The organism is Meridianimarinicoccus zhengii, assembly GCF_003254465.1.
Classification (GTDB): Bacteria; Pseudomonadota; Alphaproteobacteria; order Rhodobacterales; family Rhodobacteraceae; genus Meridianimarinicoccus; species Meridianimarinicoccus zhengii.
In genome coordinates, this window is the sequence record NZ_QDFI01000018.1 from 36,102 (window position 1) to 60,049 (window position 23,948).

Genomic DNA, 23,948 nt, shown 5'->3' on the forward strand with positions numbered 1-23,948 from the left:
GTCTCCTTGCGGCGGGAGGTCACAGACCCGCGCCGCCAAAGCTTGCAGGCGCCTGCTCGATGATCCGCACGATCTGGTTCTCGATCGTGGCGATGGACAGGGCGCGCTGGTTGCCACCGTCCTGCAGCAGGCGGAATGCACCGCTGGCGCCCGCGAACCCGCGCGACTGCACCAGAGTTTCCGCTGTGATCCGGCGGCCGGCCCCGGCGAGCGCGCCAACGGCGGCCACGGCATCGTAGCCCAGACCGGCGACGGCCTGGGGTGCCGCCCCATAGGTTTCGCTGTAACGCGAAGCGAAGCGCGTGAACGCCCCGGAATCCGGCAGCGCAAACCAGCCGCCCTGCACGCCGGGCAGCGACAGCGCAGATGCAGGCACGTCCCAGCGGGTCAGGCCCGCATACTGGATTTCGCCCGGTGGAAGCCCGTTCTCGGGCAGCAACTGCGTGATGATGGGCAGGGCCGTATCGGTGTTGGAGGTCAGGAACAGCAGGTCTGCGCCGCTGGATTCGGCCTGCTGCACGATCCCCGGAACGGCGGCGACGACGCCTTCCTGCGACATGGCGAACCCGGTGACCGCGCTGACGGTGAGGCCATGGACCTGTGCTGCGCGCACGATGGCGTCGCGCCCGGCGCGTTCCGCCTCGGTCTCGCCATGCACGACGAGCACGCTGGATTTGCCCTGCCGTCGCGCGAAGTCGAGCAACCGGTTGGCGGTATTGTCGAAGGTCGGCCCCAGGACGAAGACGTTGCCGCCGGCCACGGCGGTGTTGTTCGAGAAGCTCAGCACCGGGATACCGGCACGCGCCGCCACGAGACCCGCGGCGTTCGCACCATCCGCAAACAGCGGCCCGATGATGACGCTGGCGCCTTCGTCGATGGCCTGCTGCGCAAGTTGCCCGGCGCGATCCGCCTGCCCAGCGGTGTCGTAGATGCGCAGATCGATCTCCACCCCTTCGAGGTCGGCCGCCGCGAGTTTCGCCGCATTCGCAAGGTTCTGGCCTAGCGCCGCCACGTTCGGATCGCTCGCGCCTGCGGGCACCAGAACGGCCACGGGAACGCGCCCGCCCGTGCTGGGTCCGGCAACGCCGAATCCTGCCGGATCGCAGGCCGCCACCCCGATCACGCAGGCCAGCGCACCGATCAGCCGAAGGATTCTCCTGCGCGTGCCACCCATGCCGTTCCGCTCCCTTCCGCACGGGACGCGCCCGCTATCCATTCGTTGCCGAGGGCACGGTCGCTTGCGGACCGCACCCCTTTCGCTTACCCAAACCCTACGCATCTGTTCAAGCGGGGCCAACCGTGAATCATCAAGCGGTCGCATTGCCCGCCGGGCTGCACGTCGTGGCGACACCGATCGGGGCCGCCCGCGACATCACCCTTCGCGCGCTCGACATCCTCGCCTCCGCCGACATCCTGGTCGCAGAGGACACGAGAAGTCTGAAGAAACTCCTGACGTTGCATGGCGTCCCGCTCGGCCAGCGCCCGGTCTGGAGCTATCACGATCACACCGGAGACAAGGTGCGCGACAGGATCGTGGCCGAGGTCCATGCCGGGCGCAGTGTCGCCTATGCGTCCGAGGCGGGAACGCCGCTCGTGTCGGACCCCGGCTTCGAACTGGTTCGGGCGCTCGCGGAAACCGGCGGCAGGATCAGCACGGCCCCGGGGCCGTCAGCCGTGCTGGCCGCGCTGACCCTCGCCGGTTTGCCGACCGATCGATTCGCGTTTCTCGGTTTCCTGCCGCCGAAGCGGGGGCCGCGCACGCGGGTCCTGAATGCCTTTGCGAGCCTGCCTGCAACGCTCGTCATGTACGAAGCCCCCAAGCGCGTTCAGGATACGTTAGGGGAATTATGCGACGCGTTGGGGGAAGACAGGCAGGCGGTGCTGTGCCGCGAAATGACGAAGCGCTTCGAAGAAGTCATTCGCGCGCCCCTCGCCGCATTGCGCGACCAGCTTGCGGGCCGCGACCTGAAGGGAGAATGCGTGATCGCAGTCGGTCCACCCACGACGCAGGCGGCGGACCCGCGCGATGTCGATCTTGCGCTCACCGATGCCCTGTCCCGCGGAAGCCTGCGCGATGCAGCCTCCGAGATTGCCGAAGTCTTCGGGATCCCGCGCAAGGACGTCTATGCCATGGCGCTGGCGCGCGGATCCGCGGGTTCGGGCGATAAGAGCGACTGAGATGAAGGAACCGCCCGCGAATCCGCGCAGGAACCGCGGGCGCATGGCAGATTTCGCCGGCCGGTCGGCGGAGGCCATCGTGTCCCGTCACTACCAGGACCGGGGGGCGCAGTTGCTGGTCTGCCGCTGGCGCGGAACAGGCGGTGAAATCGACCTGATCTTCGAACACGCGGGGGCCACGGTCTTTGTCGAGGTGAAGAAGGCTGCTGATTTTGCGGCAGCTTCCGCGCGCATCGGGCCGCGCCAGATCGCGCGCCTGTCGCAGGCCGCGGAGGAGTATCTGGGACGGCACGCGGGATCGGTTGCGGCGGAGTGCCGGTTCGACGTGGCGCTGGTCGATCGCGTCGGACGTGTCCAGGTTCTGGAGAACGCCTTCGCCTGACCCACGCCCGGCGTTGCACTGGCGGTCCGTTTTCGCCATGCAGGGGCCGAACGACGTGGCGAGGATCAGAACGATGCGTGTGGCATTCCAGATGGATGCGATCGAACAGGTGAATATCGACGCGGACAGCACATTCCGCATCGCGGAAGAGGCGCAGGCGCGTGGCCACGACCTGTTTTTCTATCTGCCAGATCACATGTGGTTCGATGACGGAGAAGTCTGGGCGTCCGGCCAGCCGATGACGCTGCGGCGCGAAAAGGGCAATCACGTGACGCTTGGGCCCGTCGAAACGCGGCCGCTGAAGGCGTTCGACGTGGTCTGGCTGCGCCAGGATCCGCCCTTCGACATGGGCTACATCACCACGACCCATCTGCTCGATCTCGTGCATCCGCGCCCGCTGGTGGTGAACGACCCGTTCTGGGTGCGCAATTTCCCCGAGAAGCTTCTGGTGCTGAAGTTTCCCGACCTTATCCCGGCAACGATGATTGCCCGGGATCTCGCTGCGCTGAAGGCCTTCAAGGCGCGTCACGGCGACATCATCGTCAAGCCGCTCTATGGCAATGGCGGGGCGGGTGTTTTCCGGCTCGGGCCCGATGACCGGAACCTCAACGCCTTGTTCGAAACCTTCACCGCGATCAACCGCGAACCCCTGATTGCGCAAGAATACCTGCCCGCGATCACCAAAGGGGACAAGCGGATCATCCTTGTGGACGGCGTGCCCATCGGCGCAATCAACCGGGTGCCACAGAACGGCGAGACGCGGTCGAACATGCATGTGGGCGGGCGCGCGGAAAAGGCGGTTCTGACGGAGCGGGACATGGACATCTGCGCCGCCATCGGCCCCACGCTGCGCGATCACGGGCAGGTCTTCGTCGGCATCGACGTGATCGGCGACCGGCTGACCGAGATCAACGTGACCTCGCCCACCGGCCTGCAGGAGATGGAGCGTTTCGACGGACGCAACTACACCGCCGGGCTGTGGGACGCCATCGAGGCACGCTGTGCTGCCCGCGACGCCTGAGCGGCCGCGCAGTCATCCCGAGCCGGCCAGGCGGTAGCCAAGCGCCTCGGCCACATGGGTGCGTCCCACGCCGTCGGACCCGTCCAGATCGGCGATGGTGCGCGCAACGCGCAGGACCCGGTGATATCCGCGCGCGGTCAGGCTGAACCGGTCCGCCGCGCGCGTCAGCAGGTCGCGCCCGTCCGCATCGGGCGCGGCGATCCTTTCCAGAAGCTCGCCCTCGGCGTCGGCGTTCACGCGCAGACCGTCATGGCCCGCAAAACGATCCGCCTGTATCGCCCGTGCGGCGGCGACACGTGCCGCGACAGTGGCGCTGTCGTCGCCCGACGGCGGCAGGTCCAGGTCCTGGAATGCCACCGGCGGCACCTCGATGCGCAGGTCGAACCGGTCCATCAGCGGTCCCGACACGCGCCCCATGTAGTCCGCCCCGCATTTCGGCGCGCGCACGCAGGCCTGGTTCGGATCGGTCAGGTAGCCGCAGCGGCACGGGTTCGCTGCCGCCACGAGAAGGAACCGCGCGGGATAACGGCAATGGGCGTTGGCGCGCGATACCACGACATCGCCGGTCTCGATCGGCTGGCGCAGGGTTTCCAGCACGCCGCGGGGAAACTCGGGCAACTCGTCGAGAAACAGCACGCCATTGTGGGCGAGGCTGATTTCCCCCGGCTTTGCGCCCTTGCCGCCGCCCACGATGGAGGCGACCGAGGCCGTGTGATGGGGGCGGCGGAACGGTCTGACCCGCGAAATGCCGCCTTCGTCGAGCAGTCCGGCCAGCGAATGGACCATCGACGTCTCCAGCGCCTCCGCCGCCGACAGCGGCGGCAGCAGGCCGGGCAAACGCGCGGCCAGCATGGATTTGCCAGACCCCGGCGGCCCGGTCATCAGCATGTGGTGCCGCCCGGCGGCCGCGATTTCCAGCGCGCGCTTGGCCCGCTCCTGCCCCTTTACGTCGCGCAGGTCGGTGGCGGCGGGGTCGGTGTGGATCTCGCCCGGCGTCGCCTCGGGGATCGGGGCCTGTCCCGTGAAATGGCGCACGACCTCGGCCAGCGACCCGGCGGCCAGCACGCGCGCGGCCCCGACCCAGGCGGCTTCCCGCCCGCAGGCGGTGGGACAGACCAGCGCGCGGTTCGCCTCGGCCGCCGCGAGGGCGGCGGGCAGCGCGCCGATCACCGGGTGCAGCGTACCGTCAAGCGACATTTCCCCCAGCGCCACGGTATCGGCGATATCCTCCGCGGGCAGGATCTGGAGCGCGGCCATCAGCGCCATGGCGATGGGAAGGTCGAAATGCGCGCCTTCCTTGGGCAGATCGGCGGGCGAAAGGTTGATCGTGATCCGCTTGCTGGGCAGCGCGATGGACATGGCCCCAAGCGCCGTGCGCACCCGGTCGCGGGCCTCCGACACCGCCTTGTCCGGCAGGCCCACGATGGAAAACGCGGGCAGGCCGGGTGTGACGGCGCATTGCACCTCGACCATGCGGGCTTCCAGCCCTTCGAACGCCACTGTGAAGGCCCGCGCGATCATGCCTGCCCCGTCCCGCCAAGGTTACTCAAACCTTACCTGAGGGGCGGGTGGTTTCAGAACCGTTAACGCGGATGGTCAGGGCTTGTGATTGACCGGTCCGACCCGCCAGTTTCCACCATCGCAGTCCAAACGCGTGACCGACAGGTTGTCGATGCCCTGCGCGAAGACTTCGGTCGTGGTCTGGCCGGTGGCGCGTTCGATCTGCGTCAGGATCGCGCCGAAATGCGCGACGACGATCACGTCCGGCGCGCGCCCGACCAGACGGTCGGCGGCGCGCGTCACCCGTGCGGACAGGTCGTGCCAGCCCTCGCCGCCGGGGGCGCGCACGGCGCCGGGGGTTTCCCAGAACGCGCGGATCAGGTCCGGCGTCTCGGTGTCGATCTCGGCGAAGCTGCGGTCTTCCCACGCGCCGAAATGCAGCTCACGCAGGTCGGGGTCGTGGGGCAGGCGGGGGCGCGCATGCTGTACCGCATCCGCGGTTGCCACCGCCCGCGACAGGTCGGACGAGATCACCGGCGCATCCGCTGGCAGGAACACCGACAGCCGTGCCAACGCCGCCCGGTCCGAAAGGTCGGCGGGCCGGTCCGTCCAGCCGATCATGGTGCGTGCATGGGTCGGCCCGTGCCGTACCCACCAAAGACGCGTCACGCCCATGCCATCCCTTTCAGCACCAGCGGCAGGCCTGACATCACCGCGACCACTCTGTCGGCCTGCGCCGCGATGCGCTGGTTCAGGCGCCCTTGCGCTTCGCGGAAGCGCCGACCGAGTGCGCTGTCCGGCACGATCCCTTGCCCCACCTCGTTCGTCACGCACACGACGGGGGCAGCGCAGCCCGCAAGCGCGGCGACAAGCCGGGCCTCTTCAGCGTCAAGATCGGCCTCGGCCAGCATGACATTCGTGAGCCACAGGGTCAGGCAATCGACCAGTGCCGCCTCACCCGCACGCAGAGTGGCCAGCGCGGCGGGCAGGTCGATGGGGGCTTCGATGTCGCGCCAGCCGGACCGCCGGGCGCGGTGGCGGGCGATCTTCGCGCGCATCTCGTCATCCCAAGCTTGCGCGGTGGCGATGTAGACCGGCGCCAGCCCGCTGCCCAGCACATGCGCCTCTGCCAGCTTCGACTTGCCCGATGCGGCCCCGCCCGTGACCAGCGTCAGGGGCGGAAGCGAAATTTTATGTCCCATCTTTGATCCGCTTTTATCCCGTGTGCGTAACTCCCACATCAAGACGGCATGAAACGTCGACAGAACAGACCGGGAGTTATCACCAATGGCACTGGACGGATATGCAGATCAATCCTTGTCGCGCCGGGCGATGAAAGCGGAGCTTCTCGATGCGGAAACGGAACTGAAGCTTGCCTATGCATGGCGCGATCACCGCGACGAGGCCGCGCTGCACCGTCTGATCACCGCGTACATGCGGCTGGCCATCTCCATGGCGGCGAAGTTCAAGCGCTACGGCGCGCCGATGAACGACCTGATCCAGGAAGCCGGCCTTGGCCTGATGAAGGCCGCCGACAAGTTCGACCCGGATCGCGGCGTGCGGTTTTCGACCTACGCTGTCTGGTGGATCAAGGCGTCGATCCAGGATTACGTGATGCGCAACTGGTCGATGGTGCGCACCGGGTCCACGTCCAGCCAAAAATCGCTGTTCTTCAACATGCGCCGGGTGCAGGCCCGTCTGGAACGCGAAGCGAATGCGCGCGGCGAGCGACTGGACCGGCACCAGTTGCGCCAGATGATCGCGACCGAGGTCGGCGTACCGCTCCATGATGTCGAAATGATGGAAGGGCGTCTTTCCGGGTCCGACTATTCGCTCAACGCCACGCAATCTTCGGAGGATGAAGGCCGCGAATGGATCGAGACGCTGGAGGATCAGGGCCAGCAGGCGCAGGAAATCGTCGAACATGATCGCGACATGTCCACGCTGCGTGAATGGCTTCTGTCGGCCATGCAGGAACTGAATGATCGCGAACGGTTCATCGTGCGGGAACGCAAGCTGCGCGACGATCCGCGGACGCTTGAAAGCCTCGGGCAGGAACTTGGCCTGTCGAAGGAGCGGGTGCGCCAACTCGAGGCCGCCGCCTTCGGCAAGATGCGCAAGAGCCTTTCCGCCCATTCGTCCGAGGTGCAGGCGTTTCTTGCGTGACGTGATCCTTGCCGCGCTGGCCGTGCTGACGGGTGCGGCCGCGCAAGCCCGACAGATCGAACCGTCGGCACTGTCGGTATTGCCGCCCGTGGACGTGGTCATACTTGGCGAGGTTCATGACAATCCGCGCCACCATCTGAACCAGGCCGCGGCCTTGGAAGCGATTGCGCCCGCGGCCGTGCTGTTCGAGATGCTGTCGCCGGAGCAGGCCGAAATCGTGCAGGCGAGGGATCGGGTCGGCGCCGCGCTGGGTGTCGCGCTGGAGTGGGCGACATCCGGCTGGCCGCCTTTCGAGATCTATCAGCCGGTATTCGATGCCCTGGGCTCCGCGCGCGTTTACGGGATGGCGGTGCCACGTGACCGGGTGGGCGCCGCGTTCGAGGATGGTCCGGCGGCCGCCTTCGGAACCGATGCGCCGCGTTTCGATCTGGATCAGCCGCTTCCCCCGTCCGAGCAATCTGCGCGGGAGGCCATGCAGGCCGATGCTCATTGTGACGCCCTTCCGCCGGAAATGCTGCCGGACATGGTGGCCGCCCAGCGTTTCCGGGATGCCAGCTTTGCCGACACGGTGCTGACCGCGCTGGCCGACACGGGCGGCCCCGTCGCCGTCATCACCGGGTCGGGCCATGCGCGCATCGACTGGGGCATCCCTGCCGCGCTGAGCCGGGCTGGGCCTGATCTGCGGGTGCTGTCGATCGGCCAGTTGGAGGATCATGGGGACCTGCCGGACGATCTGCCCTTCGACCTGTGGCTCGTGACCCCGCCCACCGACCGTCCCGACCCCTGTGCCGGGTTGCGTGCCCGCGGCGAGGGTGATTGAGTTCACGCGCGCCCGACCGGGCGGGGCAGGGGGCACGGCATGCTGACCGACAGGCGGATACTTCTCATCGTGGGCGGCGGGATCGCGGCCTACAAGGCTTTGGAGCTTGTGCGCCTGCTCAAACGCGGCGGGGCTTCGGTGACACCCGTGCTGACCCGTGCCGGGAGCCAGTTCGTCACACCGCTATCGCTGTCCGCGCTGGCGGGCGAGGCGGTGCATACGGACCTGTTCGACCTGACTGCCGAAGCGGAAATGGGCCATATTCAGCTCAGCCGTGCCGCCGATCTGGTGGTGGTGGCCCCCGCGACGGCAGACCTGATGGCGAAGATGGCGGGCGGGCATGCCGACGATCTGGCCACGACGCTGCTGATGGCCACGGACAAGCGCGTGCTGATCGCACCCGCGATGAACGTGCGGATGTGGAACCACCCGGCCACGCAACGCAACCTTGCCGCGCTGCGCGGTGACGGAATCGCGGTGGTCGGGCCCGACGACGGCGACATGGCCTGCGGCGAGTACGGCCCCGGGCGCATGGCGGAACCGCCCGCCATCTTGGATGCGATCCGGGGGATGCTGGGGGCCGGCTCCGGCCCGCTGGCAGGGCGACATGTCATCGTGACGTCAGGCCCGACGCACGAACCCATCGACCCGGTGCGCTACATCGCCAACCGGTCCTCGGGCGCGCAGGGCACGGCGGTCGCTGCGGCGCTGGCAGAAATGGGCGCGCGGGTCAGCTTTGTCACCGGCCCCGCGGCAGTGCCGCCGCCGCCCGGCGTGACGGTCGTCCCGGTGCAGACCGCGCAGGAGATGCTGGTCGCCGTGCAGGCCGCGTTGCCCGCCGATGCCGCCGTCTTTGCCGCCGCCGTCGCCGACTGGCGCATGGCCGAAGCCGAGCCACAGAAGTTGAAGAAGGACGGAAACGGTGCGCCGCCCGTCCTGCGATTTACCGAGAACCCGGATATCCTTGCCACCATCGCGCGGATGGGCGCCGGGCGGCCCCGGCTGGTCGTCGGGTTCGCCGCCGAAACCGAACGGGTGACCGAACACGCCACCGCAAAGCGCGCCCGGAAAGGGTGCGACTGGATCGTGGCCAACGACGTGTCCGCGGGGACGGGGATCATGGGCGGGGCCGACAACGCGGTGACGCTCGTCACCGCCGACGGGGCTGAGGACTGGCCGCGCCTGCCAAAGGCCGAAGTCGCCCGCCGTCTTGCCGCCCGCATGGCGGAGGCGATGGCATGACGCCGCGGATCGTGCTCGCATGGACCGAGGAGGCCGACCGTGCCGTGCCCCTGCCCGCCTATGCCACGGACGGCGCGGCGGGGGCGGATTTGCGCGCGAACTTGCCCGCGGATCAGCGCGCCGGTGGCCTGACGCTTGCCCCTGGTGCCCGCACTCTGGTGCCGACGGGCCTGCGCATGGCCATCCCCGACGGGTTCGAGGTGCAGTTGCGCCCGCGTTCCGGCCTTGCACTTAAGCACGGGCTGACCCTGCCCAACAGCCCCGGCACCATCGACAGCGACTATCGCGGCCCCGTCGGCGTGATCGTGCAGAACGGCGGTGACGCCCCCGTGACCATTGCCCATGGCGACAGGATCGCGCAGATGGTGGTCGCCCCGGTGATCCGCGCCAGTTTCGCCGTTGCCGAGGGGCTGGACGATACCGCGCGGGGCACGGGCGGTTTCGGATCGACGGGGCGCGACTGATGGGACTGTTCTTGCTGATTTCAGCTGTGATCTGGGGGATCGGCTGGAAGATGGGCACGCCGCGGCAGGCGCGCTGGTTGCTCATCGGGCTCCTGTACGTGCTGATCGTGGCGCTTCTGGTGGTGCTGCCGCAAGGGGCGGCCCTTCGTGCGACGCTTGGCGGCTCGCCGGGCAACTGGCTGGCGCTGGGGGCGCTGGTGGGGCTGGGTTTCGCCTATTCCATGGGGCTGCAACGGCTGCGCGCCATGGTACGACCGGAAAATCGCCCCGTGGAAGACGCCCCCGCAGCGCCACCGGAACCGGCGGGGGACGGGCCTCTCACCGATACCGAACTGGATCGCTATGCCCGCCACATCGTGCTGCGCGAACTCGGCGGGCCGGGCCAGCGTGCCCTGCGCCGGGCGCGGGTGCTGGTCGTCGGTGCCGGGGGGCTGGGCGCGCCGGTGCTGCACTACCTGACCGCAGCGGGTGTCGGGCTGATCGGTGTGATCGACGACGACACGGTGTCTCTGTCCAACCTCCAGCGGCAGGTGATCTTCGGCACCGATGACATCGACCGGCCCAAGGTGTTCGCGGCCCGCGATGCCATGGCGCGGCTCAACCCCCATGTGGCGGTGCGCTGCTACAACCGCAGGCTCACGCCCGACATCGCGACGGAACTGGCCGGGGAGTATGATATCGTCATCGACGGGTCGGACAATTTCGCCACGCGGGACCTGGTCAACCGGGCCTGTGTCGCGGCGGGCGTGCCGCTCGTGTCCGGGGCCATCGCGCAATGGGAAGGGCAGGTCGGCGTCTACGCGCCCGCGCGCGGCGGTCCGTGTTATGCCTGCGTCTTCCCGCAGGCGCCCGCGCCCGGCAGCGCGCCATCCTGCGCCGAGGCCGGGGTGATCGGCCCCTTGCCCGGCGTGATCGGGTCCATGATGGCCGCGGAGGCGATGAAGCTGATCGCCGGTGCCGGCACGCCGCTGATCGGGCGCCTTGTGATCTTCGACGCGCTCGAAGGCGAGAGCCGGAGCATAGCCGTGGCGCGCCGGGACGATTGCCCGGTTTGCGGTGGGACTGCCTGAGCCTATATCAATCTGAGCCGCACAGGAGCCCCCATGACCAACCCGCTGCTCGAAAACTGGACCACGCCATACGGCCTGCCGCCATTCGCCGATCTGACCGATGCCGATTTTGCCCCCGCGATCGATGCCGCACTGGCCGAGGCGCGCGCGGCCATATCGGCCATCGCGGACAACCCGGATGTGCCGAGCTTCGCCAACACGATCGAGGCGCTGGAGGTCGCGGATGACAAGCTGAACGCGGTGTTGGGCGCGTTCTTCACCCTGTCGGGCACGGATTCCAATGACGCGCGCGAGGCGCTGATGCGGGATCTGTCCCCGAAGCTTGCGGCCTACGGATCCGAAATCACGATGAACGCGGCCCTGTTCGCGCGGATCGACGATCTGTGGGCGCGGCGCGACGATCTCGGCCTGACGGCGGAACAGGAGCGGCTGCTGATGCTGACGCGGCGCGGCTTCGTGCGGGCGGGGGCGCAGTTGAAGGGAGGTGGCCGCGACCGGTTGACGGCTATCAAGGAACGCTTGGCGGTGCTCGGGACGCAGTTCGGCCAGAACCTTCTGGCCGACGAACGCGGCTGGTCGATGGACCTGTCCGAGGACGATCTCGTGGGGCTTCCGGGGTTCCTGAAGGCCGCGGCGCGCGCGGCGGGGGAAGAACGGGGTGCCGCCGGGCCGGTCGTCACGCTGTCACGGTCGCTGATCACGCCGTTCCTGCAATTCTGCCCCCGCCGGGACCTGCGCCAGAAGGCTTACGAGGCCTATGTGGCGCGCGGCGCGAATGGCGGTGAGACCGACAACCGCAGGATTGCGCAGGAGATCCTCGGGCTGCGAAAGGAACGCGCGGAACTTCTGGGGTATGACAGTTTCGCGGCTTACAAGCTGGAAACCGAGATGGCCGCGGCCCCCGACGCGGTGCGCGACCTGCTGATGGCGGTCTGGCACCCGGCGCGCGCGCGGGCCGAGGCGGACGCGCAGGCGCTGGAGGCGCTGATGGCGGCGGACGGGATCAACGGCCCGCTGGAACCGTGGGACTGGCATTACTACGCCGAAAAGCGGCGCAAGGCGGAACACGACCTCGATGAGGGGGAGTTGAAGCCCTACCTGCAACTCGACCGGATGATCGAGGCGGCGTTCGACACGGCGCACCGGTTGTTCGGGCTCTCGTTCGCGCCGGTGGACGTGCAACTGCACCACCCGGACGCGCGCGCTTGGGACGTGACCCGCGACGGACAGCATATGGCCTTGTTCGTGGGGGATTATTTCGCGCGCGCGTCGAAGCGGTCGGGGGCTTGGTGTTCGACGATGCGCAGCCAGCGCAAGTTCGGGGGCGCGCACCGGCCCATCGTGGTGAATGTTTGCAACTTCTCCAAGCCCGCTGCGGGGGAGCCTGCGCTCTTGTCCTATGACGATGCGCGGACGCTGTTCCATGAATTCGGGCATGCGCTGCACAACATCCTGTCGGACGTGACCTATGGCTCCATTTCGGGCACGTCGGTCGCGCGGGATTTCGTGGAACTGCCCAGCCAGCTTTACGAGCATTGGCTGGAAGTGCCTGAGGTCATGGCGAGATTCGCCACCCATGCGGATACGGGCGAACCGATGCCCGCCGATCTGCTGGACCGCCTGCTGGCAGCGCAGAACGCCGATCAGGGCTTCGCGACAGTGGAATACGTGGCTTCGGCGCTGGTGGATCTGGAGTATCACAGTGGGCCGGTGCCGGAGGATATCATGGCGCGGCAGGCGGAGATCCTGGACGGGATCGGCATGCCGCGGGCCATTCGGATGCGCCACGCCACGCCGCATTTTGCCCATGTTTTCAGTGGGGATGGGTATTCGGCGGGGTATTACAGCTACATGTGGTCCGAGGTGATGGATGCCGACGCCTTCGCCGCCTTCGAGGAGGCGGGCAGCCCGTTCGACCGGGACACGGCGGCGAGGCTGGAACGGTTCATCCTGTCCGCGGGCGGGACCGAGGATCCGGCGGCCTTGTACCTGAAATTCCGGGGGAAAATGCCCCAGGTCGAGGCGCTTCTGAAGGGGCGAGGGCTGGCCGACGCGGCCTGATCCGCCCCGCCGTCGCCGCATGACATGCCCGTCTGCCGACCCCGGCAGGCGGGTTTTTTCGTGCCGCGACGGCTGCGGGGGGCGGCATATGACTCCCATATGACTTTCATAGGAATCCTGTAGGACTCTTGTAGGAGTCCTGTCGGAGTCCCGCGCCGGGTCGGACGGGGCTGGCCGCCTTGCCATGTCTCGCCGCCGCGCGCGACAACGTCGTCCGACCCGGCGCGGCGGCGTCCCCTGCGGCGGACCGGAGGCGCAGCGGCTGCCGTGGTGCCGGTGCCGCATCAGGCCGCGCCGTCAGTCGCCGCGCGTGCGCCCGGCGACGTCCTTGTGGATGATGACCTCGCAGCGGGGGTATTTCGCCCGGATCGCCGCGCGCAGGCCCGCGCCGATGTCATGGGCCTCGCGCAGGGGCAGGTCGCCGTCGAGTTCCACGTGCAGGTTCACGAACACGCGGGAGCCCGCCTGCCGGGTCTGCAGGTCGTGGAAGCCTTCGATACCCGGCCAGTCACGGGCGAGCGTTTCGATGCCCGCGACGGTGGCGGGGTCGGCGGCGCGGTCCATCAGTGCGTCCCACGCGCCGCGCCCGATCCGCACGGCCCCGGTGGCCAGCATCAGGGCCGCGGCGAGCGCGATCACCGCGTCGATCTGGTACAGCCCGAAGTGCTGTGCGGCCACCAGCGCCACGATGGCGCCCACATTGGGCACGAGGTCGCCGAGGTAGTGGAGCCGGTCGGCGGCCACCACCCGGCTGCCTGTGGCGCGCGCCACCCGGCCTTGCCACAGCACCAGCCCGAAGGTCATCACGATGGACAGGACCATGACGGCGATCCCCGCCTCGGCCGCGGCGAGCGGCGCGGTGTCGGGGTGCCAGAGCCGCCGTATTGCCGCCACGCCGATCACCCCCGCGGCCACGAGGATGAACAGGGATTGCGCGAGCGCCGCGAGATCCTCGACCGAGGTATGCCCGAACGTGTGGTCGTCATCGGCTGGCCGCGCGGCATAAAGCACCGCGGCCAGCCCGGCGAGAGACATCATCAGGTCGAGCCCGCTATCGGCCAGCGCTGCCGCGACCGACAGGGACCCGGTTGCCGCGAAGGCCCAGAGCTTGGCGATGCTGAGCACCAGCGCCACCGACACGGAGGCGAGCGTCGCCGACAGGTTCAGCCGCGCATCGGCGCGTAGCGGGTCGGGGTGCTTTTCGGAAAGCGGGGCGGGCATGGCATTGGCCTGCGTTGCGGCGGTCGCGGCAGCACTACCCCGGACGCCGTGCCGGGGCCAAGCCCCGACGGGCGGTCCCGCGGTCGCAGTCCGGGCGGATCAGTCCGTGGCGGAAGCGGTCGCCGTGGCCGTGTCCGGGTCGCGCAGGCTGACCCCCCAGAGCGCCGCCGCCTCGGCCCAGCCGTCATGTCGGCCGGCGCTGAGTTCGCACCAGCCATCTGCGCAGTCGCCCAGCCGTGCGATGGCGCCGCGTTCCAGACGGGCGACCAGGGGCGCATCCCGGTCGGGGCGGCGGCGCAGGTCGGCCATGTCCACGTCCACGATCACCGTGCGGACCCCGGACAGGAGCGCGTAATGAATCCAGCCGCCCAGCCCGTCGCGGTCCTTCACGCGGCGCCAGTGGCCGTATTCGGCGGTGACGATCACCGGCAGGCCGGGATGGCGGAACACCCAGTCGATCCTGTGGGTCATGGACGGGCCGCGCCGCGCATTCGCGGTGGAGGACTTCACCGACACGAAGCGTGGCAGGGGCTGGCCGCTGAAGGCACCGATCCGGGGGGCGGGCGGTTGCGCGGCCTGCGCGGCGGTTTCGGCTGCCTGGGCGGCGGCCGGTGCGGCGAGCAGCGCTAGCGCACAGGCCAGCGCGGCCTGCAAGACCCATGTTCGCCGCGATCGCCGCGGTAATGCCCGCACGCCTGCCACCAGATTTGCCCGCTTTTGCCGGCCTGCGCCGACCTTATTGTCGCTGTGCCGCAGCTTTGCTTGTGCCGCACACCGCTTTGCGACAGTTTGCCAGACAAGCCGACCAAGGGAAAGACGAGGAGTCCCCGAATGCCTGCAAAGCCCGTGCGTGTTGTTGTGACGCGACGCCTGCCCGACCCGGTAGAGCGCCGCTTGCAGGATCTGTTCGACGTGCGGCTGGCCGCGGACGACACGCCGATGACCAAGGCGGACCTGATCGCCGCCATGCAGGAGGCCGAGGTGCTGGTGCCGTCGGTTACCGACCAGATCGACGCGGGCATGCTGGCGCAGGCGGGTGACGGGCTGCGGCTGATCGCGAGCTATGGCGCGGGGGTGGATCACATCGACGTCGCCTCGGCCCGGCAGCGTGGGGTTCTGGTGACCAACACGCCGGGCGTCGTGACGGAGGACACCGCCGACATGGCCATGGCGCTGATGCTGGGTGTGACCCGGCGGATGCCCGAAGGGCTGGCGATGATGCAGCGGGGCCAGTGGACCGGCTGGGCGCCCACGGCGCTGCTGGGCGGGCGGATTTCCGGCCGCCGGCTGGGCATCCTGGGGATGGGGCGGATCGGGCAGGCGGTGGCACGGCGCGCGACGGCGTTCGGGATGCAGATCCATTACCACAACCGCCGCCGCGTGTCGGCCGAGGTGGAGACGCAGCTTGGCGCCACCTACTGGGAGGATCTCGACGAGATGGTGAAGCGCATCGACATCCTGTCGGTGAACTGCCCGTCCACGCCCGAGACCTTTCACCTGATGAACGCGCGGCGGTTGCAGTTGATGAAGCCCACGGCGGTGATCGTGAACACCGCGCGTGGCGACGTGATCGACGAGGGCGCGCTGGTGCGGATGCTGCGGGCGGGCGAGTTGGCGGGGGCGGGCCTCGATGTCTACGAGCACGGGGCGACGGTGAACCCGGCGCTGCGCGAGTTGCCCAACGTGGTGCTGCTGCCGCACATGTCGTCCGCCACCGAGGAGGGGCGGATCGAGATGGGCGAGAAGGTCATCATCAACATCAAGACCTATGCCGACGGCCACCGCCCACCGGACCAGGTGGTGCCGGGGGTGATGTGAGGCGGGTTCTGGCGCTGCTGCTGATTGCGGGCTGTGCCGCGCCGGTGGAACCGGTGGCGCCCGCGCCGCCGGGCACGGCAGAGGCGGCTTGCGCGCGGGAAGTCGCGCGGCGGTCGGGGGGTGCGGCGCGGATCGTCAGCGTGCAGATCTTCGAGGACCAGCGCGGGATCGTGAAGGCGCGCGCCCCGTTCGGGACCGACTATACCTGCTTCACCAATCCGCAGGGCCGCGTGGTCAACGTGGCGGTGGACAGGCGGCGGTTCTGAGAGGGGTGCATGATGGATGGGGCTGTGCGGATCCTCGTGACCGGGGGGACGATCGACAAGGTGCATGACTGGGCGCGCGAGGCGCTGGTGCTGGACGGAAGCAGCGCCGTGCCGGGGCTTCTGGAGGCCGGGCGCTGCCGGGTCGCGGCGGTGCAGTCGGTGCTGTGCATGGACAGCCTGGACATGGGGAATGCAGACCGGGCGGCCATCGCCGCCGCGGTACGGGCCGCCCCCGAGGGGCGCCTGGTGGTGACCCATGGCACGGGCACGATGGGGGCCACGGCGCGGTATCTGGACGGTTTGGCGCTGGGCAAGACCGTGGTGCTGACGGGCGCCATGCGACCCGCGTCGGTGCTGGGGTCGGACGCGGCATTCAACCTTGGCGGCGCGGTCGTGGCGGCGGGCGTGCTGGGGCCGGGCGTCTGGGGCGTGATGAACGGGCGAGTCTTCCCGGCGCGGGTGCTGGAGAAGGACACGGAAACGGGGCGCTTCGACGGCTGAGGGCGCAAGTCCGCGCACCGCTCCATTCGGGCTCCGGGGGCTGTGCCATCCCGTGCAAGTCGATCCGGGGTCTGACGTGAAACCGGCGGCCGCCGAACAGGACCGGTGTGCGTCGTGGCCCCGTGGCCGGTGCGGCGGTCAGGTCAGCGCGTCGCGCGGGCGTTCGCCGCGGAAGAAGGCATCGAGATTGTCGAGCGCGCGAAAGCCCATGGCGTCGCGGGTGCGGCGGGTGGCGCTGCCCGCGTGGGGCATCATGAAGACCTGGTCGAACCGTGCGAAGGCCGGGTTGCCGCCGGGTTCCGTCACGAAGCAATCCAGCCCCGCCGCGCCCACATGCCCGCTGTCGAGTGCCGCGACCAGCGCGGCTTCGTCCACCAGCGCGCCGCGGGCGGTGTTCACGACGATGGCGCCCTTGGGCAGTTGCGCAATGCGGTCGGCGTTCAGCAGGCCGGTCGTGTCGGGCGTGGCCGGGCAGTGCAGCGACAGGAAATCCGCCTTTGGCAGCAGCGTGTCGAGATCCGGGTGGAAGGTCGCGCCGTGTTCGTCCTCGGGCGCGAGGCGGCTGCGGTTGTGGTAGTGGATCTCCATCCCCAGGCCGCGGGCCATGCGGGCGAAGGCCCGGCCCACGCGGCCCATGCCCACGATTCCGAGACTTGCGCCCGATACCTGCGTGCCGACCATGAAGGCGGGGGACCAGTCCTTCCATTCGCCGGTGCGCACCAGCCGGTCGCCTTCGACGGCGCGGCGCGCGGCGCCCAGCATCAGCATCAGCGCCAGTTCGGCGGTGGCGTCGGACAGCACGTCGGGCGTGTTCGTGACCATGATCCCGCGCGCGCCGAGCGCCTTGAGGTCGCAATGGTCCACGCCGACCGAATGGTTGGCCACGATCTTCAGCCGCGGGTCGAGCCGTGCCGCGACATCCGCGGTGAAATGTTCCGAGTGGCAGGGGATCATGCCGTCCGCCCGCGCGCTCATGGCGACGATCTCGTCGGCGGTGCCGGGACGGTCCTCGGGGGCGAGGATCACGTCATAGTCGCGGCGCGCGCGGTCGAGCGCTGCCGCCGACAGGTGCCGGGGGATCCACAGGGTCTTGCGGTCGGTCATGATGTGTCCTTGGGTCAGTCCTTGGGGTCGCGCGCCGAGGTGACGAAGTCATAGGCCACCAGCCCGAAGGTCAGCACCGCGACGGCGATCAGGTCGGGGCTTGGCACGTTGACGGCGAGGATGCCGATGAAGACTCCGATGATGGCGAGGGCAAAGAGGGCGAGAAGCTTGTTCATCGAGATCTCCGGTTCCGGGTTTCGGGGCGGGGGCGGGTCATGCGCTGTCCGCCCAGCTTTCGAGCCAGCGGGCGTTGCGCATCAGCCGCGCGTCGTTGCCGCGGGCGGCGATCATCTGCACGCCCATGGGCAGGCCGTTTTCCGCGGTCAGCAGGGGAAGGGTGATGGCGGGCGTGCCGAGATAGGTCCACAGCCCGTTGAACACCGGATTGCCGGTGCTGCCCAGCCCTTCGGGCGCGGGACCGGTCGCGGCGGGGCACAGGATCGCGTCGCAGCGGTCGAACACCTCGGCCAGCGCCGGGTTCAGCACCTTCGGCAGGTCGAGCGCGGCAAGGTAGTCGCGCGCACGGATGTCGTTCCCGGTGTTGATCCCGTGGCGCAGGCTTTCGCCCAGTTCGTCGCCGCCGTCGCGGGCATAGGTGTAGTAGCACCGGGCCATTTCCGCGAGATGGATGCGTTCGCGGGCGGGTAGTGCATCGTCGAAGAGCGCGGGCAGCGTCAGCGGAAAGGCCTGATCGCCGAGCGCCTCGGTCAACTGGCCCATCGCGGCCTGCATTTCGGGACTGGCCTGCGCCCAGCCCGGCGGCTGCAGCACGGCGAAGACCGGCTTCACGGGCGGGTCCTGCATCGCCGTCTCGAGTAGGCGGGGATGCGGGATCAGCGCCGTGGCGGGGTCGGTCGCGTCGAAGCCGTACAGCACCTCGGCCACCAGCGCGGCATCGGCGGCCGTGCGCGCGAAGACGCCCACGGTGTCGAGGCTGGGGGATTGGGCGAGCACGCCGCGGCGCGGGATCGCGCCGAAGCTGGGCTTGAACCCGGTCACACCGCAGAAGGAGGCGGGCCGGATCACCGATCCGCCGGTCTGGGTGCCGATGGCGAGCGGCACCATGGCCGCCGCGACCGCCGCCGCCGATCCCGCGGACGAACCGCCCGGCGTATGGGCGGGATTGTGCGGGTTGCGCGTTTCGGCGGGGTCCATGAAGGCCAGTTCCGTTGTCACGGTCTTGCCGATGATGACCGCCCCCGCGGCGCGCAGCCGTTCGGTGACGAACGCGTCCTTGAGCGGCTTGCGCCCCTTGTCCAGCGCGCAGCCGTTTTCCGTGGGGATGCCCGCGGTGTCGATGATGTCCTTGATCGCCACGGGCAGGCCGTGGAGCGGGCCGATGGCGACCCCGCGCTGCCGTTGCGCATCGAGCGCGCGGGCCTGTGCGCGGGCGTGGTCCGGATCGTGCCAGGCGAAGGCGCGGATTTCCGTGTCGCGTTCAGCGATCCGGGCGAGATACGCCTCGGTCACGTCGAGCGCGGACACGGCCCCGCTGGCCAGCCTGTCGCGCAGGCCAGCCGCGTCGAGCGCCACGATCGTGTTGCGTTTATCGAGGGCCATAGAATGCCTCCGGCAGGTAGAACACGATCTGCGGGAAGACATACATGAGAACCATGCAGACCAGCACGAAGAACAGGAACGGCATGCAGCCCGCGAAGATCTGCGTCAGCTTCACCTCGGGTGGCGCGATGCCCTTGAGGTAATAGGCCGACATCGCCATCGGCGGTGTCAGGAAGCTGGTCTGCAGGTTCAGCGCCACGAGCACGCCGAAGAACAGCGGGTCGATTTCGAAGAACGCCAGCAGCGGCAGGAAGATCGGCACGAAAATGATGATGATTTCCGACCATTCCAGCGGCCAGCCCAGCAGGAAGATGATGAGCTGCGCGAGGATGAGGAACTGAACGGGCGTCAGGTCGAGCCCCTGCACGAATTCCGAGATCAGGTGTTCGCCGCCGAGATACGAGAAGACGGCCGAGAACACATAGGACCCGACGAAGAGCCAGCAGACCATCGCGGTGGTGCGCAGGGTCAGGTAGACGCTTTCGCGCAGGCGCTGCCATGTCATCGCGCGGTAGATGAACGCGAGGAAGATGCCGCCGAGCGCGCCGATGGAGGCGGCTTCGGTCGGCGTGGCGAGCCCGAAGAGGATGGAACCCAGCACCGCGAGGATCAGGAAGGCGAGCGGCACGAAGGACGTGACGATCATCACGAACAGCTTGGCGAAGGGCACATCCGGCACTTCGTCGTCGGTGGGGCGGGGGGCGACGGAGGGCTGGATGATCGACCGCCCGACCACGTAGAGCAGGTAGAGCCCCACAAGCGTCAGGCCCGGCAGGAGCGCGCCCGCGTAAAGCTGCACGATCGACACGCCGGACGCTGCGGCATAGACGATCAGCATGATCGAGGGCGGGATCAGGATGCCCAGCGTGCCGCCCGCGCAGATGATGCCCGACGCGAAGGCGCGGTCGTAGCGCGCGTTGAGCATGGCGGGTAGCGCGAGCAGCCCCATCAGCGTGACGACGGCGCCGACGATGCCGGTGGCTGTGGCGAAGAGCGCGCAGGTGATGAGCGCTGCAACCCCCATGGAGCCGGGGACGTTCTTGGACGCGATGTTCAGCGTGGTGAACAGGCGCGTCACGATGTTCGCGCGTTCGACGATGTAGCCCATGAAGAGGAACAGCGGAACGGCGGTCAGCACCTCGTTCGACATGACCGTATAGGTCTGGTTCACGAACAGGTCGAAGATGCGGTTGTTGAAGAAGCCGTTGATCCAGGTCGAGGTGCTGTCCCACCAGGTCGCGGTCTCGTCGAGCCGGAAGTAGTCGCGCCACATGCGGCGTTCTTCGAAATAGGCGTAGTAGCCGAAGCCGATGCCCATGGCCATCAGCGTGAAGGCGATGGGGAAGCCCAGGAACACGAAGACGAGGAACAGCCCCAGCATCATCAGGGCGATCTGCGGATCGGTCATCATGGGTGGGCGTCCTTTTCGGCCTTTGCGGCCTGTTGCATCAGCAGGTCTTCGGTTTCGAACACGTCTTCGTCGGGGGTCAGCCACTCATTGGTGCGGATCGCGATGATGCAGCGGCAGACCTGCGCGATGCCCTGGATGAACAGCAGGATGCCGGCGGCGACGATGACGGTCTTGAACTGGTAGATCGGGATGCCCGCGGGGCTGTTCACCGATACCTCGCCGTATTGCCAGGACCGCGCGGCGTATTTCCAGCCCGCGAAGATGAGCGCGGTCACGCCGGGAAAGAAGAACAGGATGTAGAGCACGAGGTCGACCCGTGCCTGGGTGCGCGGCTGCCACATGCGGTAGAGGAAGTCGCCCCGCACATGCCCGCCGCGTGACAGCGTGTAGGCCCCGCCCATCATGAAGAGCGAGCCGTACATGATGAAGGACACGTCGAGCGCCCAGGCGGTCGGGCTGTTCAGCACGTAACGGACGAAGACTTCGTATCCCGTACCGGCCGCCATGAAGATGATGAGCCAGCCGAAGGCCTTTCCGAACCAAGCGGAAAGGGCGTCGGCGAATCGGATGTAGCCGCGCAAGTCATGCTCTCCTGACAGGGAAAATGGCCCCGGTGCGGATACACCGGGGCCGGGTTGGCGTCAGCCTGTGCGATCAGAGTGCGAGGCGACCCGGGAAGTAGTGCTCGAACGCGAGCCGCAGGTCGGGCGCGTTCATCAGTTCGTAGTAGGTGACCTGCTCGACCCAGGCGCGCTGGCTGTCGAGGCACTTCTTCATGAACGGGTCGGCTTCGAGTTCGGGGATCAGGTTGTCCCACGCTTCGAGCTGCGCGGCGAGAATATCCTCGGACGTCCGGTGGATGGTCACGCCGGCCTCGTCCTGGAGATACTTCAGGTCGGCCGAGTAGCGGCGCATCGCCTTGGCGGTGTTGGCCGTCGATGCGGCTTCGACCGCGTGGATCATGATCGCCCGCAGATCCGGTTCCAGTTCTTCGAGGAAGAAGCGCGAGAACAGGAATTCGAAGCTTTCCGACGCCTGGTGATAGGACGACAGGTAGTAGTTCTTGGCCACGTCCTGTGCGCCGAAGGCGCGGTCCGACGACGGGTTGTTGAATTCGAACGCGTCGATCACGCCGCGTTCCATCGCGGGCACGATCTCGCCGCCCGGAAGCTGTGCCACCGACATGCCCATCGACTGGAGCAGGTCAGCCGCAAGGCCCACGGTGCGGTACTTGAAGCCCTGCAGGTCGGCTGCGGTGTTCACCTCTTCCTTGAACCAGCCGAAGGGCTGGGCGAACATCGGGAAGCCGAGATAGCCGTCCACGTCGAGGCCCATGATGTCCTGGGTCAGTTCGTCGTAGAGCGCCTTGCCGCCGCCTTCGTAGAACCACGACAGCATCGTGGTGGCCGAGCCGCCGAAGACGGGGCCGGTGCCGAAGAGCGATGCGGCCTTGTTCTTGCCGTACCAGTAGACGGGCACGGAGTGCGCCACGTCGAGAACGCCGTCATTGACCGCGTCCAGCACCTGGAAGGCACCGACGACGGCGCCGGCGGGCAGCAGGTCGACCGACAGGCGGCCGCCGGACATGGCTTCGACCCGGTCGGCATAGTCGCGCGCGAATTCCTGCCAGATGTCCGAGGACGGCCACGAGGTCTGCATCTTCACGACGAGCGGCGCCTGCGCCAGCACAGCGGGTGCGGCCAGGCCGCCCGCGGCGGTCACGCCACCGGCCAGCGCCGATTTGCGCAGGAAGTTGCGCCGGTTCATGGGTGTGTTTGTCATGGTTTACCTCCCTAAGGTGTAGCGTGCCCCGTCATCACACCACCTCGGGTTGTCCCGGGTGTGGATGCGACGAAACGGCGCGTTCGCATGGGAGTTTGGTAACAGGATTTGTCCAGAAGGCAAGCGCGTGCGACCGCCTTGTATACAAAAACTCCGAGTTTGCGCTACCATGACGAAGAGACGATGAACGGCGCCCGCGCCGCGCGGTCTTGCAGCGCCGGGGATGGGCGGAGGGTTCCAGTCATGGCAACCGGTGCGCTGCAGCGCGGGCGGGTGTCGGCCCGTGCCGATGGCGGCGCCGGGCGGTGCGGAAGCGTGACGCGACTCGCCCGGCGCCATTCCCTGCGCGTTGGCAAACCGCTGCGCGAAGCGATCAGAATCGGCGCAGGCCGCGCTGCCGGATGCCGGGCGCACCCGCCGCCGCGCCGGTCGGCGTGTCATGGGGTGGAACGCCGCGGGCGCGTGCCCGTGTCATTCGGTCAGAAGACCGTAGTCGCCGGGCTGGCGGTGGCGCGCGAAATCGAAGATGTTGCTGCGGATCTCGGCGCATCGGTCGAGATCGATCCGCGCCGTGACGACCTCGTCCGACAGGGTGGTGGCCTGCGCCACGATCTCGCCCGTTGGCGCCACGATGAGACTGCCGCCGATCAGGTCGCAGCCTTCTTCGGGGCCCGCCTTGGCGACGCCCACGGCCCAGAGCCCGTTCTGGTAGGCCCCGGCCTGAAGCGACAGCGCATTGTGGAAATATTGCAGATGGTCGTGGCCGGGCGCGGGCGGGTAGTGGGCCGGGGTATTGTAGCCGAGCAAGACGAGTTCCGCCCCGCCCAGACCCAGCATCCGCCATGTTTCGGGCCAGCGGCGGTCGTTGCAGATGCACATGCCGATCCGTCCGCCGAAGGCGTCGAAGACGGGAAAGCCGAGGTCCCCCTTTTCGAAATACCGTTTCTCGAGGTGCTGGAAGGGTCGCCACGGTTCATGGTCGCCATGGCCGGGCAGATGGATCTTGCGGTAGGTGCCGAGGATCGCGCCATCCGGGCCGACAAGGATCGCGGTGTTGAAATGCCGCCCCTCGGGCGTCAGTTCGGCGTAGCCGAGATGGAATCCCACCCCCAGCCGCCGGGCCGCGTCGAACAGCGGCCGGGTTTCGGGCGACGGCATCGCGTGTTCGAAGAAGCTGTCGATCTCGCGCTGGTCCTCCATCCACCAGCGGGGAAAGAAGGTCGTGAGCGCGAGCTCGGGGAACACGACAAGCGCCGCACCGCGCCCATGGGCTTCTTCCATCAGGGCGATCATGCGGGCGACGGCGGCCGCGCGGGGTTCGTTTCGTGCGATGGGGCCGAGTTGCGCGGCGGCGACGATGAAGGTGCGGGGCATCGGTGGT

Annotated in this window: 25 protein-coding genes; 12 read left to right on the plus strand and 13 right to left on the minus strand. The window is 68.4% G+C overall.

Annotated features, from left to right (window positions below):
• Window positions 1-19: 19 nt before the first annotated feature.
• Window positions 20-1,174 (minus strand): penicillin-binding protein activator, encoded by a 1,155-nt coding sequence (locus DDE13_RS08045; protein ID WP_111403237.1) that lies wholly within the window; start codon window positions 1,172-1,174, stop codon window positions 20-22.
• A gap of 125 nt (window positions 1,175-1,299) precedes the next feature.
• Here DDE13_RS08045 and rsmI point away from each other — a divergent pair, with 125 nt between their 5' ends.
• The 3 genes from rsmI (at window position 1,300) to gshB (ending at window position 3,581) form a co-directional block, all read left to right on the plus strand.
• On the plus strand, window positions 1,300-2,178 hold the full coding sequence (rsmI, locus tag DDE13_RS08050) for a 16S rRNA (cytidine(1402)-2'-O)-methyltransferase (protein WP_111403239.1): 879 nt from the start codon (window positions 1,300-1,302) through the stop codon (window positions 2,176-2,178).
• Between the two features lie 43 nt (window positions 2,179-2,221).
• Window positions 2,222-2,560 carry a YraN family protein gene (locus tag DDE13_RS08055; RefSeq protein WP_235868637.1) on the plus strand — a complete coding sequence of 113 codons (339 nt, stop codon included), beginning with the start codon at window positions 2,222-2,224 and terminating at the stop codon, window positions 2,558-2,560.
• Between the two features lie 73 nt (window positions 2,561-2,633).
• A complete protein-coding gene (gshB, locus tag DDE13_RS08060; RefSeq protein ID WP_111403243.1) occupies window positions 2,634-3,581 on the plus strand; it encodes a glutathione synthase in 948 nt (315 codons plus the stop codon).
• A gap of 12 nt (window positions 3,582-3,593) precedes the next feature.
• Here the strand turns inward: gshB and DDE13_RS08065 are convergent, their stop codons facing one another.
• The 3 genes from DDE13_RS08065 to cobU all read right to left on the minus strand — a co-directional run bounded on the left by DDE13_RS08065 (window position 3,594) and on the right by cobU (window position 6,283).
• On the minus strand, window positions 3,594-5,102 hold the full coding sequence (locus DDE13_RS08065; RefSeq protein WP_111403245.1) for a YifB family Mg chelatase-like AAA ATPase: 1,509 nt from the start codon (window positions 5,100-5,102) through the stop codon (window positions 3,594-3,596).
• A gap of 75 nt (window positions 5,103-5,177) precedes the next feature.
• Window positions 5,178-5,750 carry a histidine phosphatase family protein gene (locus DDE13_RS08070; RefSeq protein ID WP_111403295.1) on the minus strand — a complete coding sequence of 191 codons (573 nt, stop codon included), beginning with the start codon at window positions 5,748-5,750 and terminating at the stop codon, window positions 5,178-5,180.
• Window positions 5,747-6,283: a bifunctional adenosylcobinamide kinase/adenosylcobinamide-phosphate guanylyltransferase gene (gene cobU, locus DDE13_RS08075; RefSeq protein WP_111403247.1), complete on the minus strand. Its 537-nt coding sequence runs from the start codon at window positions 6,281-6,283 to the stop codon at window positions 5,747-5,749. Before cobU ends, DDE13_RS08070 begins: the two co-directional genes overlap by 4 nt.
• A gap of 85 nt (window positions 6,284-6,368) precedes the next feature.
• Here cobU and DDE13_RS08080 point away from each other — a divergent pair, with 85 nt between their 5' ends.
• From DDE13_RS08080 to DDE13_RS08105, 6 genes are read left to right on the plus strand one after another with little or no spacing between them, the layout of a single operon-like run.
• Window positions 6,369-7,247 (plus strand): RNA polymerase factor sigma-32, encoded by an 879-nt coding sequence (locus DDE13_RS08080; protein ID WP_111403249.1) that lies wholly within the window; start codon window positions 6,369-6,371, stop codon window positions 7,245-7,247.
• Window positions 7,240-8,067 carry a ChaN family lipoprotein gene (locus tag DDE13_RS08085; protein ID WP_111403251.1) on the plus strand — a complete coding sequence of 276 codons (828 nt, stop codon included), beginning with the start codon at window positions 7,240-7,242 and terminating at the stop codon, window positions 8,065-8,067. Before DDE13_RS08080 ends, DDE13_RS08085 begins: the two co-directional genes overlap by 8 nt.
• A 39-nt stretch (window positions 8,068-8,106) precedes the next feature.
• Window positions 8,107-9,309 carry a bifunctional phosphopantothenoylcysteine decarboxylase/phosphopantothenate--cysteine ligase CoaBC gene (gene coaBC, locus DDE13_RS08090; protein ID WP_111403253.1) on the plus strand — a complete coding sequence of 401 codons (1,203 nt, stop codon included), beginning with the start codon at window positions 8,107-8,109 and terminating at the stop codon, window positions 9,307-9,309.
• Window positions 9,306-9,773, plus strand: a complete 468-nt coding sequence (dut, locus tag DDE13_RS08095) for a dUTP diphosphatase (RefSeq protein ID WP_111403255.1) — start codon at window positions 9,306-9,308, stop codon at window positions 9,771-9,773. The genes coaBC and dut overlap by 4 nt, the downstream gene beginning before the upstream one ends.
• Window positions 9,773-10,843 carry a HesA/MoeB/ThiF family protein gene (locus DDE13_RS08100; protein ID WP_111403257.1) on the plus strand — a complete coding sequence of 357 codons (1,071 nt, stop codon included), beginning with the start codon at window positions 9,773-9,775 and terminating at the stop codon, window positions 10,841-10,843. Before dut ends, DDE13_RS08100 begins: the two co-directional genes overlap by 1 nt.
• A 33-nt stretch (window positions 10,844-10,876) precedes the next feature.
• Entirely contained in the window at window positions 10,877-12,904 is a 2,028-nt protein-coding gene (locus DDE13_RS08105) for a M3 family metallopeptidase (RefSeq protein WP_111403259.1), read from the plus strand.
• 297 nt (window positions 12,905-13,201) lie between these two features.
• Here the strand turns inward: DDE13_RS08105 and DDE13_RS08115 are convergent, their stop codons facing one another.
• Window positions 13,202-14,125 carry a cation diffusion facilitator family transporter gene (locus DDE13_RS08115; protein ID WP_111403261.1) on the minus strand — a complete coding sequence of 308 codons (924 nt, stop codon included), beginning with the start codon at window positions 14,123-14,125 and terminating at the stop codon, window positions 13,202-13,204.
• Between the two features lie 99 nt (window positions 14,126-14,224).
• Entirely contained in the window at window positions 14,225-14,779 is a 555-nt protein-coding gene (locus DDE13_RS08120; protein ID WP_235868638.1) for an SH3 domain-containing protein, read from the minus strand.
• Between the two features lie 177 nt (window positions 14,780-14,956).
• On the opposite strand from DDE13_RS08120, the gene DDE13_RS08125 reads away from it, so the two are divergent.
• From DDE13_RS08125 to DDE13_RS08135, 3 genes are read left to right on the plus strand one after another with little or no spacing between them, the layout of a single operon-like run.
• Window positions 14,957-15,943 (plus strand): 2-hydroxyacid dehydrogenase, encoded by a 987-nt coding sequence (locus DDE13_RS08125; RefSeq protein ID WP_111403263.1) that lies wholly within the window; start codon window positions 14,957-14,959, stop codon window positions 15,941-15,943.
• On the plus strand, window positions 15,940-16,209 hold the full coding sequence (locus DDE13_RS08130; RefSeq protein ID WP_111403265.1) for a hypothetical protein: 270 nt from the start codon (window positions 15,940-15,942) through the stop codon (window positions 16,207-16,209). Before DDE13_RS08125 ends, DDE13_RS08130 begins: the two co-directional genes overlap by 4 nt.
• Window positions 16,210-16,218: 9 nt before the next feature.
• A complete protein-coding gene (locus tag DDE13_RS08135; protein WP_111403267.1) occupies window positions 16,219-16,710 on the plus strand; it encodes an asparaginase domain-containing protein in 492 nt (163 codons plus the stop codon).
• 138 nt (window positions 16,711-16,848) lie between these two features.
• Here DDE13_RS08135 and DDE13_RS08140 read toward each other — a convergent pair whose 3' ends face one another.
• The 7 genes from DDE13_RS08140 to DDE13_RS08165 all read right to left on the minus strand — a co-directional run bounded on the left by DDE13_RS08140 (window position 16,849) and on the right by DDE13_RS08165 (window position 23,941).
• Complete coding sequence (locus tag DDE13_RS08140; protein WP_111403269.1) at window positions 16,849-17,814, minus strand: 2-hydroxyacid dehydrogenase; 966 nt, start codon at window positions 17,812-17,814, stop codon at window positions 16,849-16,851.
• 14 nt (window positions 17,815-17,828) lie between these two features.
• Window positions 17,829-17,990, minus strand: a complete 162-nt coding sequence (locus DDE13_RS23190; RefSeq protein WP_222626057.1) for a hypothetical protein — start codon at window positions 17,988-17,990, stop codon at window positions 17,829-17,831.
• 37 nt (window positions 17,991-18,027) lie between these two features.
• Entirely contained in the window at window positions 18,028-19,374 is a 1,347-nt protein-coding gene (locus tag DDE13_RS08145; protein ID WP_111403271.1) for an amidase, read from the minus strand.
• A complete protein-coding gene (locus DDE13_RS08150; protein WP_111403297.1) occupies window positions 19,361-20,782 on the minus strand; it encodes a TRAP transporter large permease in 1,422 nt (473 codons plus the stop codon). The genes DDE13_RS08145 and DDE13_RS08150 overlap by 14 nt, the downstream gene beginning before the upstream one ends.
• Window positions 20,782-21,366 (minus strand): TRAP transporter small permease subunit, encoded by a 585-nt coding sequence (locus DDE13_RS08155; protein ID WP_111403273.1) that lies wholly within the window; start codon window positions 21,364-21,366, stop codon window positions 20,782-20,784. Before DDE13_RS08155 ends, DDE13_RS08150 begins: the two co-directional genes overlap by 1 nt.
• A gap of 73 nt (window positions 21,367-21,439) precedes the next feature.
• Window positions 21,440-22,567, minus strand: coding sequence for a TRAP transporter substrate-binding protein (locus DDE13_RS08160; RefSeq protein WP_235868639.1), 1,128 nt, complete (start codon window positions 22,565-22,567; stop codon window positions 21,440-21,442).
• A gap of 471 nt (window positions 22,568-23,038) precedes the next feature.
• Complete coding sequence (locus DDE13_RS08165; protein ID WP_111403277.1) at window positions 23,039-23,941, minus strand: N-carbamoyl-D-amino-acid hydrolase; 903 nt, start codon at window positions 23,939-23,941, stop codon at window positions 23,039-23,041.
• Between the last annotated feature and the right edge of the window lie 7 nt (window positions 23,942-23,948).

Excerpts from the sequence above, each read along its gene's own strand:
- DDE13_RS08045 (WP_111403237.1), bottom strand. The coding sequence starts at position 1,174 with ATGGGTGGCACGCGCAGGAGAATCCTTCGGCTGATCGGTGCGCTGGCC.
- DDE13_RS08055 (WP_235868637.1), top strand. The coding sequence starts at position 2,222 with ATGGCAGATTTCGCCGGCCGGTCGGCGGAGGCCATCGTGTCCCGTCAC.
- gshB (WP_111403243.1), top strand. The coding sequence starts at position 2,634 with ATGCGTGTGGCATTCCAGATGGATGCGATCGAACAGGTGAATATCGAC.
- DDE13_RS08065 (WP_111403245.1), bottom strand. The coding sequence starts at position 5,102 with ATGATCGCGCGGGCCTTCACAGTGGCGTTCGAAGGGCTGGAAGCCCGC.
- cobU (WP_111403247.1), bottom strand. The coding sequence starts at position 6,283 with ATGGGACATAAAATTTCGCTTCCGCCCCTGACGCTGGTCACGGGCGGG.
- DDE13_RS08080 (WP_111403249.1), top strand. The coding sequence starts at position 6,369 with ATGGCACTGGACGGATATGCAGATCAATCCTTGTCGCGCCGGGCGATG.
- coaBC (WP_111403253.1), top strand. The coding sequence starts at position 8,107 with ATGCTGACCGACAGGCGGATACTTCTCATCGTGGGCGGCGGGATCGCG.
- dut (WP_111403255.1), top strand. The coding sequence starts at position 9,306 with ATGACGCCGCGGATCGTGCTCGCATGGACCGAGGAGGCCGACCGTGCC.
- DDE13_RS08100 (WP_111403257.1), top strand. The coding sequence starts at position 9,773 with ATGGGACTGTTCTTGCTGATTTCAGCTGTGATCTGGGGGATCGGCTGG.
- DDE13_RS08105 (WP_111403259.1), top strand. The coding sequence starts at position 10,877 with ATGACCAACCCGCTGCTCGAAAACTGGACCACGCCATACGGCCTGCCG.
- DDE13_RS08115 (WP_111403261.1), bottom strand. The coding sequence starts at position 14,125 with ATGCCCGCCCCGCTTTCCGAAAAGCACCCCGACCCGCTACGCGCCGAT.
- DDE13_RS08125 (WP_111403263.1), top strand. The coding sequence starts at position 14,957 with ATGCCTGCAAAGCCCGTGCGTGTTGTTGTGACGCGACGCCTGCCCGAC.
- DDE13_RS08135 (WP_111403267.1), top strand. The coding sequence starts at position 16,219 with ATGATGGATGGGGCTGTGCGGATCCTCGTGACCGGGGGGACGATCGAC.
- DDE13_RS08140 (WP_111403269.1), bottom strand. The coding sequence starts at position 17,814 with ATGACCGACCGCAAGACCCTGTGGATCCCCCGGCACCTGTCGGCGGCA.
- DDE13_RS23190 (WP_222626057.1), bottom strand. The coding sequence starts at position 17,990 with ATGAACAAGCTTCTCGCCCTCTTTGCCCTCGCCATCATCGGAGTCTTC.
- DDE13_RS08145 (WP_111403271.1), bottom strand. The coding sequence starts at position 19,374 with ATGGCCCTCGATAAACGCAACACGATCGTGGCGCTCGACGCGGCTGGC.
- DDE13_RS08150 (WP_111403297.1), bottom strand. The coding sequence starts at position 20,782 with ATGACCGATCCGCAGATCGCCCTGATGATGCTGGGGCTGTTCCTCGTC.
- DDE13_RS08160 (WP_235868639.1), bottom strand. The coding sequence starts at position 22,567 with ATGACAAACACACCCATGAACCGGCGCAACTTCCTGCGCAAATCGGCG.
- DDE13_RS08165 (WP_111403277.1), bottom strand. The coding sequence starts at position 23,941 with ATGCCCCGCACCTTCATCGTCGCCGCCGCGCAACTCGGCCCCATCGCA.